Origin of the sequence: Micromonospora sp. DH13, from assembly GCF_020873825.1 — a bacterium.
GTDB lineage: Bacteria > Actinomycetota > Actinomycetes > Mycobacteriales > Micromonosporaceae > Micromonospora > Micromonospora haikouensis.
The window spans coordinates 126,911-143,767 of the sequence record NZ_JAHWGR010000006.1 but is presented as its reverse complement, the minus strand read 5'-3'; the positions used below and the strand labels follow the sequence as shown (position 1 = coordinate 143,767).

General features: G+C 73.4%; 13 protein-coding genes. 8 read left to right on the top strand and 5 right to left on the bottom strand.

Going from position 1 to position 16,857, the window contains the following annotated elements:
• Positions 1 to 26: 26 nt before the first annotated feature.
• Positions 27 to 641, bottom strand: a complete 615-nt coding sequence (locus LPA42_RS08320) for a helix-turn-helix domain-containing protein (RefSeq protein WP_198956465.1) — start codon at positions 639 to 641, stop codon at positions 27 to 29.
• Between the two features lie 57 nt (positions 642 to 698).
• Between LPA42_RS08320 and def the strand changes: the two genes are divergently transcribed.
• Together def and LPA42_RS08310 are read left to right on the top strand one after the other, a co-directional pair.
• Complete coding sequence (gene def / locus LPA42_RS08315; RefSeq protein ID WP_077936438.1) at positions 699 to 1,247, top strand: peptide deformylase; 549 nt, start codon at positions 699 to 701, stop codon at positions 1,245 to 1,247.
• Positions 1,248 to 1,393: 146 nt separating this feature from the next.
• A complete protein-coding gene (locus LPA42_RS08310) occupies positions 1,394 to 3,688 on the top strand; it encodes a bifunctional diguanylate cyclase/phosphodiesterase (RefSeq protein WP_198956466.1) in 2,295 nt (764 codons plus the stop codon).
• A 456-nt stretch (positions 3,689 to 4,144) separates the two neighbouring features.
• Here LPA42_RS08310 and LPA42_RS08305 read toward each other — a convergent pair whose 3' ends face one another.
• Positions 4,145 to 5,689, bottom strand: coding sequence for an SLC13 family permease (locus LPA42_RS08305; protein WP_228986459.1), 1,545 nt, complete (start codon positions 5,687 to 5,689; stop codon positions 4,145 to 4,147).
• A 49-nt stretch (positions 5,690 to 5,738) separates the two neighbouring features.
• A complete protein-coding gene (locus LPA42_RS08300) occupies positions 5,739 to 7,292 on the bottom strand; it encodes a gluconokinase (RefSeq protein ID WP_077936440.1) in 1,554 nt (517 codons plus the stop codon).
• A 247-nt stretch (positions 7,293 to 7,539) separates the two neighbouring features.
• Between LPA42_RS08300 and LPA42_RS08295 the strand changes: the two genes are divergently transcribed.
• Complete coding sequence (locus LPA42_RS08295) at positions 7,540 to 8,736, top strand: hypothetical protein (protein WP_077936441.1); 1,197 nt, start codon at positions 7,540 to 7,542, stop codon at positions 8,734 to 8,736.
• A 45-nt stretch (positions 8,737 to 8,781) separates the two neighbouring features.
• Positions 8,782 to 9,156 carry a membrane protein insertion efficiency factor YidD gene (yidD, locus tag LPA42_RS08290; protein WP_077936442.1) on the top strand — a complete coding sequence of 125 codons (375 nt, stop codon included), beginning with the start codon at positions 8,782 to 8,784 and terminating at the stop codon, positions 9,154 to 9,156.
• A gap of 115 nt (positions 9,157 to 9,271) precedes the next feature.
• Here the strand turns inward: yidD and LPA42_RS08285 are convergent, their stop codons facing one another.
• Positions 9,272 to 9,649: a VOC family protein gene (locus LPA42_RS08285; RefSeq protein WP_077936443.1), complete on the bottom strand. Its 378-nt coding sequence runs from the start codon at positions 9,647 to 9,649 to the stop codon at positions 9,272 to 9,274.
• Positions 9,650 to 9,727: 78 nt separating this feature from the next.
• On the opposite strand from LPA42_RS08285, the gene LPA42_RS08280 reads away from it, so the two are divergent.
• Positions 9,728 to 10,732, top strand: a complete 1,005-nt coding sequence (locus tag LPA42_RS08280; protein ID WP_096761592.1) for a serine protease — start codon at positions 9,728 to 9,730, stop codon at positions 10,730 to 10,732.
• 157 nt (positions 10,733 to 10,889) lie between these two features.
• Positions 10,890 to 11,891, top strand: coding sequence for a hypothetical protein (locus tag LPA42_RS08275; RefSeq protein WP_077936444.1), 1,002 nt, complete (start codon positions 10,890 to 10,892; stop codon positions 11,889 to 11,891).
• A gap of 14 nt (positions 11,892 to 11,905) precedes the next feature.
• Here the strand turns inward: LPA42_RS08275 and LPA42_RS08270 are convergent, their stop codons facing one another.
• Positions 11,906 to 14,977, bottom strand: coding sequence for a DUF3427 domain-containing protein (locus LPA42_RS08270; protein ID WP_228986458.1), 3,072 nt, complete (start codon positions 14,975 to 14,977; stop codon positions 11,906 to 11,908).
• 154 nt (positions 14,978 to 15,131) lie between these two features.
• Between LPA42_RS08270 and LPA42_RS08265 the strand changes: the two genes are divergently transcribed.
• Together LPA42_RS08265 and LPA42_RS08260 are read left to right on the top strand one after the other, a co-directional pair.
• Positions 15,132 to 15,716: a PadR family transcriptional regulator gene (locus LPA42_RS08265; RefSeq protein WP_077936447.1), complete on the top strand. Its 585-nt coding sequence runs from the start codon at positions 15,132 to 15,134 to the stop codon at positions 15,714 to 15,716.
• Entirely contained in the window at positions 15,713 to 16,720 is a 1,008-nt protein-coding gene (locus LPA42_RS08260) for a hypothetical protein (protein WP_077936448.1), read from the top strand. Before LPA42_RS08265 ends, LPA42_RS08260 begins: the two co-directional genes overlap by 4 nt.
• The last annotated feature ends 137 nt before the right edge of the window (positions 16,721 to 16,857 follow it).

The window sequence follows — 16,857 nt, the reverse complement described above, 5'->3', positions numbered from 1 at the left end:
AGCCCTCCCGGCGGTGGCCGGCACGTTCAGCTCTGCGGGTCGGTGTCGCCGGAAGGGTCCCCACCCGGCCCGGCGAGGTCCGGTTCGAGGAGCGGGAACAGGCGGGCCACGACCGCGACGGGCGCGGAGCCCGGTGGCCGGGTCAGCGGCCGGTGCTCCCGGTGCCGGTAGCGGTTGACGAGCTCCCGGACGGCGGCGCCGATTTCGGTCAGCTCGCGGGGCGTGAGGTAGAGGACCTGGCTGAACGCCTCGTCGTGCCGCCACCGCTGCGGTGCCCGGTCGCGCTGGGCGAGCCAGTTGCGGTAGGCCTCGTCCTCCAGCCCCCGGGCCAGGCCGGACAGCTCCTCCTGCGGCTCCGGCTCGGCGACGGGGGCGGCCAGCCGCCACGGGCGCACCCGGCCGGGGCCGTGCGGCGCCTCCTCGATGAACCCGTAGCGGGCGAGTTGCCGCAGGTGGAAGGAGTGCTGGCCGCTGTTGCCGCCCAGCTCGCGGGCGGCCTCGGTGGCGGTGAGGGTGCCGCGCCGGCGGACGAGGTCGAGCAGCGCCGCCCGCACGGGATGGCTCAGGGCCTCCTCGGCCACCCGGTCGAACCCGCCCTGCTGCGGCGCTTCGGTTTCGTCGGGGGTCTGCGCGTCGGTCACCTTGCAAAGTATCGTGCTTTGCAAACAGAGGGTCAAGCCAACCCGAGAGGAACCCCCATGGCCGTCCTGCCCGTACGCCTGCTCGGCGATCCGGTCCTCACCCAGCCGGCCGAGGAGGTGACCACCTTCGACAAGGAGCTGCACCGGCTCGTCCGCGACCTCACCGACACGCTGGACGACGAGCGGGGCGCCGGCCTCGCGGCCCCGCAACTCGGCATCGGGCTGCGCGTCTTCGTCTACCACGTCGAAAACCTGAAGGGGCACCTCGTCAACCCGGTGCTGCGCTTCCCCGACGAGGAGGAGCAGGACGGACCCGAGGGCTGCCTGTCGATGCCCGGTCTCTACTTCGACACCAGGCGCCGCATGAACGTGGTGGCCAAGGGATACAGCCGGCACGGCGACCCGGTGCAGGTCGTCGGCTCCGGCTACCTGGCCCGGTGCCTGCAACACGAGACCGACCACCTCGACGGTGTGCTGTTCATCGACCGGATGGACACCGAGCGGCGCAAGTCGGCGATGAAGGCGATCCGCGCCGCCCGGTGGTACGGCAAGCCCGAGCCCCGGGTTCAGATCAGTCCCCACCCGATCTTCGGTCGGCTCGCCTGACGGTCGCGCCGGCCGGAGCCTCGCCACCGTCCTCTGTGCACCCGCCTGGCGGCCCGCCCTGCCGCTGGCTACGCTTTCGTGGTTCGCCGTCAATCACCGGTCCTCGCCGTCGAGGGTGCGCGCAGGAGAGAGAGCCGGACGACACTGTGCTGCCCCACGACGCACGTCCCGCCTGCGCGGCTCCCGCCGGGGCGGCCCGGCCCGGCCGGGCCGGGCTCGCCGTGGCCGCGGCGATCCTGCTCGTCGAGCTGACCTGGCTGGTCGTCGCCCTGCCCGGCGCGGCCCTGGTCAGCGACCTCACCGCGATCGCCGTGGCGGGCTGGGCCGGCCACGCCTGCGTCCGGGCCGCCCGCCGGCACCCGGCGCCGCTGCGCCGGTTCTGGGTGCTGCTCGCCGTCACCATGGGCCTCGCCGCCCTCGGTCGGACGGTGTGGACGGTCCAGCGGCTCGGCGACGACGCCCTGCCGCACACGGTGCTCATCGGCGCGTTGTTCACCCTCGGCATCGGCACCGGCACCGCCGCGCTGCTCTGCTGCGCCGCCACGTCCCGCAACGCCGTCGGCCGGGCCCGCACCGTGCTCGACGGGGTGATCGTCGGGCTCGCTCTCATCCCGATCGGCTGGGTGGTGGTGTTCCGGGACATCGCCGACGCCGACCTGGCCGACCCGCTGCGCACCTTCGGGCTGCTCTACCCGATGCTCGACCTGATGCAGCTGACCATCCTCGTCGCGGTGGCCGGCCCGGCCCGCCCGATGTGGCGGCCGCTCGCCGCGATCGGGGCGAGCCTGGGCACCCGGGCGGTCGCTGACGCCGCGTACGTCTCCCTGTTCGCCCACGGCAGCTACGCCCCCGGCCATCCGATCGACGTGTGCTGGCCGCTGAGCTACCTGCTGATCGGCGTCGCCGCCCACTATCCGCCGCCCCCGGCCTGGGACGCCGCCGAGGAGGCCGTCGAGGCGCCGCTGCCGCCGTGGTGGCGCGTCGCCCTGCCCTACCTGCCGGTGGGCGGCGCGATCGTGGCGGTGGTGCTGGCCCGCCGGCCCACCGGACAGACCCCGCACCTGGTCTTCGTCGGCATGATGGCCCTGCTCGGGGTGCTCGCGCTGCGGCAGGGGCTGGCCGCCAACGAGAACCTGCGGCTGGTCGCCCGGCTGCGCCGGCTCGCCTACACCGACCAGCTCACCGGCCTGCCCAACCGGTTGACCTTCACCCGCCGGCTGCGCCGGGCGCTGCGCGACGGGCCCCCGGTCGCCGTCCTGCTGCTCGACCTGGACGGCTTCAAGCAGGTCAACGACCGGTTCGGGCACGTCACCGGCGACGACCTGCTGACCAGCATCGCCGGCCGGATGAAGGCGGCCGTGGCCGACGACGGCACCGTCGTCCGGCTCGGCGGCGACGAGTTCGCCGTCCTCGTCGACGGCGACCGGGAGGTCCGCCCCGAGCACCTGGCCGAACGGCTGCTCGACGCCCTGCAACCCTCCCCCGGCGAGGAGGAGGCCGGCGTGCACCCCTCGGCCAGCATCGGCATCGCCGAGTACGGCCCGCAGCACGCCTCCCACACCGACCTGCTCCGCGACGCCGACATCGCCATGTACGCGGCCAAGGCGGCCGGCAAGTCCGCGTACCGCACGTGCACGGCCGCGCTGCGGGAGGCGGCGGTGGGCCGCGCCGAGCTGATCGCCGACCTGCGTCGCGCCGTCGACGAGGAGCAACTGCACCTGGAATACCAGCCGATCGTCGACCTGGCCACCGGCGAGGTGCGCAGCGCGGAGGCGCTGGTGCGCTGGCGGCACCCCCGGCTGGGGCTGCTCACCCCCGCCCGGTTCCTGCCGCTGGCCGAGGAGACCGGGCTGATCCTGCCGATCGACCGCTGGGTGATCCACGAGGCGTGCCGGGCCGCCGCCACCTGGCGGGACCGCAACCCGGACGCCACCGTCGCGGTCAACATCGCCGCCGCGCACCTGCGCCGACCCGACCTCATCGCCACCGTCACCTCGGCCACCGCCGGCGCCGGCCTCGCTCCCCGCGCGCTCACCCTGGAGCTGACCGAGTCGGCCCTGATCGAGGGCAGCGACGCCGTGCTCGACCGGCTGCGCCAGCTCCGCGAGCTGGGCATCCGCATCGCCATCGACGACTTCGGCACCGGCTACTCGTCGCTGAGCTACCTGCACCGCATCCCGGCCACAGAGCTCAAGATCGACCGGTCGTTCGTGGCCCGGCTCGGCGAGGACTCCCGCGCGTACGCCACGGTGGAAATGGTGACCCGGCTCGCCGACGCGTTCGACCTGACCGTGGTGGCCGAGGGGGTGGAGACCGACCGGCAGCACGAGGCGGTCACGGCGATCGGCTGCGTGCACGGCCAGGGCTGGCGGTACGGTCGCCCCACCGGCCTCGCCGGCCTGCGCGCCGCCCTCACCCCAGCGGCCCGCAACCGCACCTGACCCCCCGCCCGGCTTCCACCCGACGCGCCCCGGCTTCCGTCACGCCACCGCCGGCCGTCGCCCGGCTGTCGGCCCGGCCGTCGCCCCACTGTTGGCTTGGTCATCGCCCGGCGCGGGCCCGTGCCGGCCGGGGCGGGGCGGGTCCATGATGGTCCGGCCTCGGTCGTTCCGGCCTCGGTCGTTCCGGCCTCGGTCGTTCCGGCCTCGGTCGTTCCGGCCCCTAGGGAGCTGAGTCGTTTACGACATCACCGTCGGGCACCGGGCGTGCGCCCGGTCTGATTGCGGCGTGCTCCCGGCCGGGGGCCTGTCTGGAGACCCCGATCTGAATCATCCACGACATCAGCTCCCTAGGGAGCGCGACGACCATCCCCACCTCCGGTCGGCACTGGCGAGCAGGCCGCCCACCGCCCGTAGGCCCACCGCCGGCACGTCACAACAGCAGGTCACAACGGCAGGTCACAACAGCAGGTCAAGCAGCAGCACGCCCGCGAAGCCGACCACCGAGATGATCGTCTCCAGCACTGACCAGCTCTTGATGGTCTGCCCGACGGTGAGTCCGAAGTACTCCTTCACCAGCCAGAAACCGGCGTCGTTCACGTGCGAGAAGAACAGCGACCCGCAGCCGATCGCCAGGGCCAGCAGGGCGACCCCCGGCCGGTCCATGGTCGTGGCGAGCGGGGCGACGATGCCGGCGGCGGTGATCGTGGCCACCGTCGCTGAACCCGTCGCGACCCGGATGCCGACGGCGACCAGCCAGCCCAGCAGCAGCGGCGACAGGCTGGCGTCCTTCGCCGCGTCGGCGACCAGGTTGCCCACGCCGGCGTCCACCAGCACCTGCTTGAACCCGCCGCCGGCCGCGACGATCAGCAGGATGCCCGCGATCGGCGGCAGCGACCCGCCGAGCACCGACGAGACCTGCTTGCGGCTGAAGCCGGCCTGGAAGCCGAGGGTGAACATGGCCACGATCACCCCGGCCAGCAGCGCCACGATCGGGGTGCCGATGATGTCGAGGACCCGGCGGCCCGCGGTGTCCTCGGCCAGGGTCAGCTCGCCGATGGCCCGCAGCAGCATCAGCACCACCGGCAGCAGCACCGTGATCACCGCCGGCCAGAACTTCGGGGCCCGCCGGGCGGTCTCGGTCCCGGAGTCGTCCACGGGCGCGCCGGGGCGGCCGGTGCCCGGGTTGACCAGGTCGTCCTCGGTGAGCAGCTCGCCGTCCACGTCGGCCTGCCGCCGCCCGGCAGCCCCCGGCCCGGCCGCCCCCCGCTCCGCAGCCCCCCGCTCCGCCCCGCCGACGGCGGCCGGCGTGCGGGTCGGCAGGAGCGCCTCGGGGATGGTCGCGGGCACGTACCGGGAGATCATGTTGCCGAAGACCGGGCCGGCGACGATCACCGTCGGGATGGCGATCAGCAGCCCCAGCCCCAGCGTGAGGCCCAGGTCGGCGTTGAGCGACGAGATCGCCACCAGCGGCCCCGGGTGCGGCGGCACCAGGCCGTGCAGCACCGACAGGCCGGCCAGCGCCGGGATGCCGACCTTCATCAGCGACACGCCGGTACGTTTCGCGACCAGCAGCACGATCGGCACCAGCAGCACCACGCCGACCTCGAAGAACAGCGGCAGGCCGATCAGGGCGGCCACCCCGGCCATCGCCCACGGCAGCCCCCGGCCGGAGACCCGGTCGACGATGCGGGTGACGATGCCGTCCGCGCCGCCGGACTCGGCGAGCAGGCCGCCGATCATCGCACCCAGGGCGATCAGCAGTCCCACCCCGCCGACGGTGGAGCCGACGCCGCCGCTGAACGAGGTGACGATCGCCTCGGCACCCACCCCGGCGGCGACGCCGAGCACGCCCGCGCCGAGGATCAACGCCAGGAACGGATGGACCTTGCCCCAGGCGATCAGGACCACCACCGCGGCGATGCCCAGGACGGCCGCGACGATCAGTTGGGCGTCACCGGCGTCGGTGAGGGGTTCCGCCGGTGCGGCGAGCAGTGTGACCACGGTTATCACGACCTTCGGACGGCGTCCGTGCCGGCGGCGGCACGGGCGATCACATGGGTGGGGCGGTGGGTGGTGGCTCCGGCGGGAGGCTCGGGGCCAGCCGCCGCAGCGACGTGAACGTCGGGACGAGCGCGTCGTACAGCTCGGCGTGCAGGGGGAGCAGCGCGGCGTACGTGGCGGCGGCGGCCGGGTCGGGGCGTACCGTCTCGTCGATGCGGACCAGATCGGCGGCGACGTCGACGGACGCGATCAGGCCGAGGGCCTGCATGCCCAGCAGCGCCGCGCCGAAGCTGGACCCCTCGTGCCCGGCGGGGAAGCGCACCGGCATGCCGAGGGCGTCGGCGAGCAGCTGCCGCCACAGCGGGCTGCGGGCGAACCCGCCGCTGGCCCGCACCTCCCGCACCTCGTTGCCGGCGGCCCGCACCGACGCCAGCACCAGGGCGAGCTGCTGGCAGACCCCCTCCAGGGCCGCCCGGACCAGGTGCTCGCGGCGGTGGCCGTGGGTCAGCCCCACGTACGCCCCGCGCGGCAGCGCGCTCCAGTGCGGCGCGCGCTCGCTGAGCAGGTACGGCAGCATGATCAGCCCGCCGGAGCCGACGGGGGCACGGGCGGCCAGGGCGAGCAGCTCCTCCTCGGAGTCCTCGCCCAGCTCGGGGGCGAGGGCGTCGCCGGCCCACTGGAGCACGATCCCGCCGTTGTTGATCGCGCCCCCGACGACCCAGCGGTCCTCGGTCAGCGCGTAGCAGAACACCCCGCCGAGCGGGTCCACGGCGGGGCGTTCGACCATCACCCGCATCGCCCCGCTGGTGCCGATCGAGCAGGCCACGACGCCCGGATGCACCGCGCCGAGCCCCAGGTTTGCCAGCGGCCCGTCCCCGGCCCCGACCACGATCGGGGTGTCCGCGGGCAGGCCGGTGGCGGCGGCGTACTCGGCGGTGAGCCCCGGCAGGACCGTGGTGGTCGCCACGAGCTGCGGCAGCTGCTCCTCGGTGATGCCCGCGATGCGCAGCGCCTCGGCGTCCCAGGCGCGGGTCTGGATGTCCATTAGGCCGCTGGCGGACGCGACCGAGTGGTCGGTGACCAGGGCCTCGCACAGCCGCAGCAGCACGTAGTCCTTGATGCCGACCCAGTGCGCGACCTGCTCGAACAGCTTCGGCTCCTGCTCGGCGAACCAGACCAGCTTCGGCAGCGGCGCCATCGGGTGCACCGGGGTGCCGGTGCGCCGGTGCAGCGCCAGCCCCGACCGGGCGGCGCGCAGCCGTTCGGCTTGCCGGCTGGCGCGGGAGTCCGCCCACGTCACCGACGGGGTCAGCGGCTGCCCGTCGGGGTCCAGCCCGATCAGGCTGTGCATCGCCGTGCTGAACGACAGCCCCGCGACCGGCCCGGGCAGCTCGGCCACCACCGCGCGGACCGTCTCCACCACCGCGTCGAAGATCAGCAGCGGGTCCTGCTCGGCGTAGCCGGGCTGCGGCTCGTCCAGCGGGTAGCCCACCGAGTGGCTGGCGAGCTGTCGCCCGTCGGTGTCGTACGCGACGCTCTTGGTGCTGGTGGTGCCGATGTCGACCCCGATCACCACGCGCGGGTGCTGGTCCGGGTCGGCCACGGCTCCTCCTCGGCGTCGGCGGTGCCGGCACGCCTGCCGCGCCCGGCTGCGGAAGGCGATACCCAGTGATCCACCTCCCCACACGGTTCCCGGCGGGGAACGTGAATCGACGCGCTGTCATCCGCCTACCGTGCTGTTTGGTCCACCGATCGGGTGATTAGCCTGTTTTGGTGGGTCCGTCTGGTTCGTCGCTGCCGTTGATCCTGGTGACACCCCGGTTGGTGGCTCGCGCGGCGAAGGAGTCGGCGTGGCGAAGACTGATTCGACGGGTTCCACCTGGCGGCCTTCGGCGGCCCCCACGTGGCGGTACCGGTGGGCGCACCGGCAGAACGAGCGGCGGCAGCGGACGTACCGCGACGCCGAGCGGGCCTGGCGGCGACGCGACGACGAGCTGCGGCGGCTGCGCGCGGCGGCGGCCGACTTCGGCCGGCAGGCCAGCGCCGGGGCCGGCCTGCCCCTGGAGCTCGCCCCCGGCGAGCGGGTGTTCTGGGCGCTGCCCGCCGTGCAACTGGTCGAGCTGCGGCACACCGCCGTGCTCCCCGCCCCCGACCTGTGCGTCGACCCCGGCCGGTCCGCGCTGCACCACCGCCGCCCCGACGGGGTCAAGGTCACCGACGCCGGCCTCGCCGTGCTCACCGACCGCCGCCTCGTCCTGCTCGGCGGGCGGGGCCGGCGCGACTGGGCGTACGGGAGGATGACCGGTCTGGCCCACGACCCGGCGGCGCCGGTCACGCTGATCCAGGTCCTCGACCGGCGGCGCACCTCCGGCCTGCTGCTGCCCGCCGACGCCGCCGCGGAGTTCCGGTTCACCCTCACCCTGGCCTTCGCCGAGGCCATCGAGCAGCGGGGCGCGGTCCTGGCGCAGCTCGACGAGCTGATCGGCGAACACGACCAGACGCGGCCGTTCCGCCCCGCCATCGCCACCCCCGCGCAGGCCCGGATCACCTCCCTGGTGCCGGGCGGTCGGCGTACCGTCGCGGTGGCCGCCGCCGTGGCGCTGCTGGTGCCCGTGGCGCTGTTCGAGTCGGACCCGCCGGTGCGGCCCGGCTCGGACGTCGCCGCCGCCGCCACCGCAGCGCCCACCCCCGGGGCGGCCGTGCTCCCCACCGCCCGGCCCGGCCCGACGGCGTCGCCGGGGCCGCGGCACGGCACCGCGTCGTCCACCGCTGCGTCGTCCGCCGCGCCGCCGCCCGCCGGCCCGCCGGCCGCGAAGCGCGACGGGCTCTGCGGCGCGCCGGCCAACCCCTTCGGGTACGACTACTGCGGCGGCTCCCGCATCCGCCGGCCCGACGTGCGGGTCTGCGACTACTTCGACTGCGGGCAGGACTTCTGGGCCGGCACGGGCTATCTGGTGCAGTGCCGCGACGGCGCGCTCACCCTCACCGGTGGGCGGCCCGACGTCTGCGCCGCCCACGAGGGGCTGCGCCGTACGGTCTGGTCCTGACTCCTCCGTTCGGTCAGGTGGCGCGCGTGCCGCACCATCGTCGGCATGCTCAACCTCAAGCGGGACCGCCACCGCAAGAAGAAGCGGCGCGGCGTCGACTCCTGCACCGACTGCGACTGCGACGGCCCGGACTGCTGCGACTTCGGGCTCTTCTCGTTCCTGCTCACCCTCGGCTCGGTGGCCGCCGGGGCGACCCGCGCGCCGGTCGTCGACCGGGCCGGCCGGGCCGCGATCCTCGGCTACCGACGGTGGCTGTCGCACCGCTGGCCGGGCCAGTGCCGCTACACCCCGACGTGCAGCGCGTACGGGCTGGCCGCCGTCGAGCGGCACGGCCTGGCCGTGGGCGGGCGGATGGCCGCCGAGCGGCTGCGCCGCTGCAAGCCGCACGTGCCCCGGGGCACCCACGACCCGGTCCGCTGACCGCTCCTTCCCGGGCCGTGGGCGTCCGCCGACCGCCACTACCGGACCTTGGACAGTTGTCGTCCGCCGTGACTATTCAGTCCGCCCGTGACGACAACTGTCCAAGGTCTCGTTGTCACTCCGGGGCGTGGCAGACGGCCTCGACGTTGTTGCCGTCCGGGTCGCGGACGAACGCGCCGAAGTAGGTCGGGTGGTATTCCGGCCACACCCGGGGCGCGTGCAGCACCTCCGCCCCGACGGCGACCGCCGCCTCGTGGAACGCCCGCACGGCCGCCCGGTCAGGGGCGGTGAAGGCGATGTGCGCCTCGTGCGCCGCGCCCGTGGCGCCCGTGGCGGTCGTGGGGCTCAGCCAGAAGTCGGGCTTGTCGCTGCCGTAGCCGAGCACGTCGCCGAACTCCATCAGCCGGCGCGCGCCCAGCGTCGCGAGGACGGCGTCGTAGAAGGCGGCGCTGGCCGGGACGTCGCGGACCTGGATGCCGAGATGGTCGAGCATGGGTGATCTCCTCGCGAGTGATGGGCCGGTTCAACCATCCCGAACCAGTTCCTGACATTCCGTTTCTACGCTCCCGCTATGACATCGAAGCCAACCCCCGGCCGTCTCGGCCGCTTCGGCGTCGCGGGCGCGGTCACCGTGCTCGTGACGACCACCCTGGCCGGGACCGCCCCGCAGCCCGTGGCGGCCAAGCCCGGTCCCGTCGCCACCCACGCCGTGGCCGTCACCGCGGCGGAGCAGCAGGCCGTGCTGGCGTACTGGACTCCGCAGCGGATCGCCGCGCTCAGGACCCCGTCGGCGGAGGTGCCGGCCGTCGCCAGGCCGGACGGCGCACCGTGGACGCGGGCGAACGCCGTCCCGCGTACCGTCGGGCGGCTCTTCTTCACCGACCACGGCGAGGACAGCAGCTGCACGGCGACCGTGCTCGACAGCGCCAACCGCAGCACCGTGGTGACCGCCGCCCACTGCGTGAACAACACCGACCTGATCGGTGAGGACAACCAGTGGTCGAACAACGTGCTGTTCGTCCCCGGCTACCGGGACGGCGGCGCGCCGTACGGCATGTTCGTCGGTCGTCTTTCGGTGGCCCCCTCGACGTGGCTGCGCAACGACCAGATCGACAGCCTCTACGACTCGTACGACCAGGCGTTCGTGGTGCTCCACCCGAACAGCGACGGACGCCGGGTGCAGGACGCCGTCGGCGCGGCCCAGCGGATCGGCTACGACGTGCCCGGCGCGCGGGTGGTGCACCAGTTCGGCTACCCACGGGCCAGCTCGGACAAGGCCCGTGAGGGCCTGCCCGAATACACCGGTGAACGCCTCGCCTACTGCACGGGCCCGGCGGTGGAGCAGCAGTCCACCGAGGACTGGCCGGAGCCGCCCGGCCAGTGGGGCACCGAGTGCGTGATGGGCGGCGGCTCCAGCGGCGGCCCGCGGTTCGCGGACTTCGACCCGCGCACCGGGCTCGGCGTCGTGGTCGGCGACAACTCCCACGGCTGGCTCCCTGGGAAGCGCTACCTGGTGGGCCCGCAGTTCACCACGGCGATCACCCAACCGGTCTTCCACCGGGCACAGCACAGCTGAGCCAACCAGCCGGGTGGCGGCCGAGGCGTACGAGGCAACCCGGATCGCCTTCGAGCTGGACCAGGACCGAAGGTCCCGCCGAACGGTGACCGAACCCCCTGCCGAGACTCCCCGCACCAGAGCAGGCTGAGGGGAGACCGACCAGCGGGGAGGCGTCATGGCCACGCAGCAACGCACCCGACCGGTGGCACGGGCCGTCGACTCGTACCGGCTGCTCGCCGCCGCCCTCACCGCCCTGGCCGCCACGATGGCGACCAGCTCGCTGCTCGGGCCGCTCGGGGCGGGCCTGATGCGCTACCGCACCTCCCCGACCACCCTGCACCAACTGCTCGGCGGCGACGCCGCCGCGCTGCTCGTGGTGACACCGTTGGCCGTGGCCGCCGCCGTGCTCGCGGGCCGCCGGCACCCCGTCGCGCCGCCGCTGGCCGCCGGCATCGCCGGGTACGCCCTCTACACGTACGCGCAGGTCGTCATCGGCCAGGAGTACCTGCGCCTGCCGGGCAACGTGGAACGGTTCTTCCCGCTGCTGCTGACCGCGTTCCTGCTCGCCGAGGCGACGCTGGTGCTCGCCTGGCGGGCGCTGTCGCCGCACCCGCCCGCCCCGTCGCGCCGGCTTGCCCGCGCCGCCGGCGGGACGCTGCTCGGGGCGGCGGCTTTCCTGCTGCTCGGGCTGCACCTGCCGACCATGGTGACCGCCTGGACCGACCCGGCCTCCATGATCGAGTACGCCTCCAGCCCCACCCCGTTCTGGACGGTCAAGCTGATGGACCTCGGCATCGTCGTCCCGGCCGCCGTGGCCGTCGGCCTCGGCGTGCTGCGCGGGGCGGCGTGGGCGCGGCGGATGGCGTACCCGCTGCTCACCTGGCTGACCTGCCTGGGCGCGTCGGTGACCGCGATGGCCGTGGTGATGCTGGCCGACGGCGACCCGGATGCGTCGCCGATGCTGGCGGCCGGGTTCGCGGCCGTCACGGTCACGCTCGCCGGACTGACGGTGGCGTTCGGCCGGCCGCTGGCGGCGCGCCCTAGGCCGACCGCCAGCGCCCTGTGCTACTGCGCCCCGGACATCCCCCGGGACCTCGTCGCACCGCAAGCGGGCAGGGCAGCGCCCCTGCCGTCGACCAGCGCCTCACCCGGGCGGGCACGCTCGCTCAGCGCCTGACGTCTGTCGGCAGGTCAGGCGGCGATCGCGCGGGCCGCCGCGTACAGGTCGGCCGGCAACGGATGCGCCAACTCCCAGACGATGCGCATCGGCCGGTCCCCGGTGTGCCGCCGGTACGCCATCGGCCCGGCGTACAGGTAGGCCGGCGCGCCGAGGTCCCGGTCCGGCACCCGCGTCTCCCGCACGAACAGGTGCACCGTCGAGCCGCGCGAGGCGTGGTGGACGTAGCGCTGCCCGGTCGCCGACGCCGCCGACGTAGTGCTCTGCGACTCCCACTGGAACAGCCGGTCGGTGACGGCCCGGTCCGCGTACATGGTGGTGGGGGAGTAGTGCCGCTCCGACTTGACCAGCGTGACGAAGAACAGGTCCGCCCGCTCGGACTCCAGCCACTTCACCCCCTCCCGCAGCGACCCCGGGTTCGGCATCCCGAACGCGGCACACGCCTCGTTGCGGCTGTAGCGGGCGTGCACCCGCAGCGCGCCGACGGGCACGGTGACCCGGTGGATGCGGTCCCGCAGCACCCCGGCGAGCTGCCGCAGCTCGGCGCAGCGCGCCGGCTCCGCCCACAGCCGCGCGAGCCGTGCGTCCCGGTCCTCCCGTGACGTCAGCGGGGCGTTCGGCCCCCACAGGTCGAAGTGCAGCATGTCCCACAGCCGTCCCGGCTCCGGCCGCTCACCGGCGGCGACCCGGGCCAGCAGGTCCAGCCGGTCGGCGTCGTCCAGGTGCAGCATCCGCCCGATGGCCCGCCCCAACTCGCGGTCGTCCGGGCCGGGGGCCGGGGTGTCCAGCCCGGCGAGCCGCCGCAGCCCGGTCCACCCGCCGACCGAGGCCGACCGGTAGACGTCCTCGACCTCGATGCCGGTCTCCCGCAGGAACCCGGCGAGGTCGACGTCCCCGAGCTGCCGCAGCTCGGCCACCAGGCCCCTCCTCGACGTGGGCAGGGCGCTCTTGAGGTTGGCCAGCACCACCTCCTTCGCCACCCGGTCCAGCTCGACGTGGCAGCCGCTGGGCAGCATGGGAAAGTCCTGCTCGACCGCGTCCCTGACCGCCCGCCGGCTGACCCCGGTCAGGGCCCGCCAGCGCAGGTCGAACCGGAAGTTGGCGTGCTGCCCGCCGATGAAGTCCAGCACCGTGAGGCAGGGCTTGTCGTCGTCCAGGCGCAGGCCCCGGCCGAGCTGCTGGAGGAAGACCGTCGCGCTCTCGGTGGGCCGCAGCATCAGGATCGTGTCGACCATCGGCAGGTCGACGCCCTCGTTGAACAGGTCGACGGTGAACAGCACCCGCAGCTTCCCGGCCCGGAAGTCGCGCAGCAGGCCGTGCTGCGCCGCCCGGTCCGTCCGGGACGTCACCGCCGCCGACGGCACGCCGTGCCGAGTGAACCAGTCCGCCATGAACTCGGCGTGCCCGATGCTCACGCAGAAGCCGAGCGCCCGCATCCGCCCCACGTCCACGGTGTCCCGCACGGCCCGCAGGATCAGCCGCGCCCGCGCGTCGTCGCCGGTGTAGATCGCGCCCAGCTCGCCCGGGTCGTACCCCTGGCCGCGCCGCCACCGCAGGTGCGACAGGTCCACCTCGTCGTGCACCCCGAAATACTGGAACGGGGCCAGCAACTGCCGCTCCAGGGCCTCCCACAGGTGCAGCTCCACGGCGGCGCGGCCGTCGAACCACCGCCGCACGTCGCCGCCGTCGGCCCGGTCGGGGGTCGCCGTCAGCCCCAGCAGTACGCGCGGACGCAGCCGCTCCAGCAGCCGCGCGTACGTCGGCGCCTCCGCGTGGTGGAACTCGTCGACGAGCACCATGTCGTACGCCCCGGGGTCGATCTCGCGGCGGTGCAGCGACTGGATCGAGGCGAAGACGTGCGTCCAGTTCCTCGGCTCGCTCCCGCCGACCAGCAGCTCGCCGAAGCTGCCGTCGCCCACCACCTGCCGGAACGTCGACAGGCTCTGCCGCAGGATCTGCTCCTGGTGGGCGACGAACAGCAGCGAGTCGACGGTCTTGTTCCTGCTTAGCCGCCGGTAGTCCAGCGCCGCCACCACCGTCTTGCCGGTCCCGGTCGCCATCACCACCAGGTTGCGGTGCCGGCCGTGCACCTGCCGCTCCGCGTCCAGCTCGGCCAGGATCTCCGCCTGGTACGGGTACGGCCGCACGTCCAGGTTCGCGATCTGCGTCGGCGATTCCTCGCGCCGCTCCCCGCTGAGCGCCTGCCGCAGCCGCTCGCCGTCCCGCCCGGCGTCGTACGCCTCGAACGCCGGATCGTTCCAGTAGTCCTCGAACGTGGCGGTGAACGTGTCGATGACGTGCGGCTGCTCCACGTTGGAGATGCGGACGTTCCACTCCACCCCGTCGACCAGCGCCGCCTTCGACAGGTTGCTCGACCCTACGTACGCGGTGGTCAGGCCGTTGTCGCGGCGGAACAGCCACGCCTTCGCGTGCAGCCGGGTCGTCCTGGTTTCGTAGGAGACCTTGACCTCGGCGCCCAGCTCGGCGAGCCGGTCCAGCGCCCGCTGGTCGGTCGCGCCGAGATAGGTGGTGGTGATGACGCGCAGCGTCCCGCCCCGGCCGATCAGCTCGCGGATGGCCGGCTCGACGATGCGCAGCCCGTGCCACTTGATGAACGCGCACAGCAGGTCGACCCGCTCGGCCGAGGCCATCTCGTGGGTGACCTCGTGGCCGATGCGCGGCTGGTGGCGGCCGTTGACCAGCAGCGCGCCGGTGGAGAGCGGGGTGGTCGGCCGGGCCGGGAAGGTCGGCTGCGCGGGCGGGGTGGGCGGGGCGGCGATGGCGTGCAGCAGGTTGCGCGCATCGGCGACCAGGTCGTCGGGGCCGGCCGCGTCCGGGTCGAGATCGGTGATGGCCTGCGCGATCCGGTTGGCGAGATCGACCTGGCGGTGCAGCCTGTCGTCGCCGCCGGGGACGGCTTGCAGGGCCCGGCTGATCAGGGCGGCGAGGTGCCGGGTCAGGGGCTGGTGGGAGTCGGCGGGGTCCAGGGGGTGGTGCTGGACGTGGGCCGGGTCGAGGTGGTGGAGGCGGGTGGCGAGCTGGCGGGTGATCAGATGCTCGTAGATGCCGACCTCAGGCTCGTCCATGGGGTCGGAGGCTAGCGCGTCCGTGTTCGATGCGCGCTCATGCCGATGTGCGGGCGTCGAGCCGAAGTGGCGATGTAGCGAAGCGCGGCTTCGCGGTTGCTCGGGTGTCCGGCTCAACCTTGCGATTAGGCGTATACGCCTATAGGTTGTCCAGGTGCCTTTGAACGCGACACAGAACAGCCTGGTGTTGCCGATGCTCGGGCTCCTCGTCGAGCAGCCGGCGCATGGCTACGACATCACGACACGCCTGCGTGAGCGGTACGGGCATCTCTCGGTCACCCGCAGCACGGTCACGTCCCTGCTGAAGGCGCTGGAGAAGGCAGGCCTGATCACCTCCCGGCTCCCCGAGCGAGTGGGCAACCGGCCACCACGGAGGGCTTACGAGTTGACCGCTGCGGGCCTCGCTGACTTCCGCCACAAGGTCGAGGCTGGGGTGCGCGACACCGTAGCCGCGTCCCTGGACTTCGTCATGGCGGTCGCCTACGTCGGGGTACTCCCGATTGACCAGGCGGCGTCCATCCTGGATGGTCGCGCCGACCGGCTCGACCGAGAACTGGCTGCCCTTTCGGGGCTGTCCGACGGTGACGTACCCGAAGTGCACATGCTCGAAGTCGCCTACTGGCGCACCATCGTCGCCGCCGAAGCCGCCTGGATCAGGAACCTGGTAGGGCGGATCCGGTCAAACGAGATCAGCTGGCCGGCCCAGCCAACCGACGAACACCGGAGTGCAGAAGCGTGAAGTTCGGTATCTATCCGGGCGGGCGAGCCGGCACGGTCTCCTCCCACCCACCCGACGTCGCCGCGATCCGCCACCTCGTCGACGACATCGCGGGCGGTCACCCCTTCGTCGTCCGTGAGTACGTGCACTTTTTCGGCGACGCGACACCGCCGGACGTGGTCACCACACTCGGAGCCGAACACGAACTTGCGCACCTCACGATGCCCGACGGATGGTACGTCGAGGGAAACCGCGAACTGGACCTCGTGCTCAGCTACATCCCCCAGACCGCCGACCTCGCCGGATGGCTGGCCTTCCTCGACACTGTCATCGACCGCTACGGTCACCTGACGCGGTACCTCCAGGTGACGCTTGAGCCGAACTTCCCCATCCCGCTGATCGACGGAAGCGCGCCCGGCGTGCGCGAAGCCCTGACCCTCGGCGTCCCGCACGCCCGCGCTGCACTGGACCGGCGGGGTCTCCAGCACGTACAGATCGGCTTCTCCGTCGCCGAACCACCGGAATGGCTGGGTGGCGACGACCAGTTCTGGTCATACCTGTCCTCGGTCCCATACCGGGACTTCGCGGCCCACGTCGACTACGTTGGCCTGGGCCTGTACCCCGATGCCTTCTCACCCGTCGCGCCGCGGGGCAACCCGGGAGACACCGCATCCCTCACCACCCACGCCCTGCACCACTTGCGGGGCAGGTCGCTGCCACGCGCGCACATCCCGCCCAGCACCCCCATCCACATCGTCGAGAACGGCACCCCGAGCGGGTCACCCCGCACCGAGCAGGCACAGCGCGACTCACTGTCGGACATGCTTGGTGTCATCCTCGCCGAACAGGAGTATCTGAACATCACCCAGTACGAACTGTTCAGCCTCAGGGACGCCGACAGCAGTTCCACTGAACCCACCGGGACACTGGGCATCGTCACCGACACCTACCGGCCCAAACCCGCTCTCGCCGTCTACCGTGACATCGTCCGTAGCACCGGCCAGCCTGCTACCCCACATCCCTGAGCGGCGGACCGCACCGCAGCAAGGCCGGCCAACGTCCACTCTCTCGGCCCGTCCGCACCGGTCTGAAGTACCGAGACGCGACGCGCTGTCAAACGTCGTGTGTCACGCTGATCAACGTCCGCACATGCCGCCGTTCG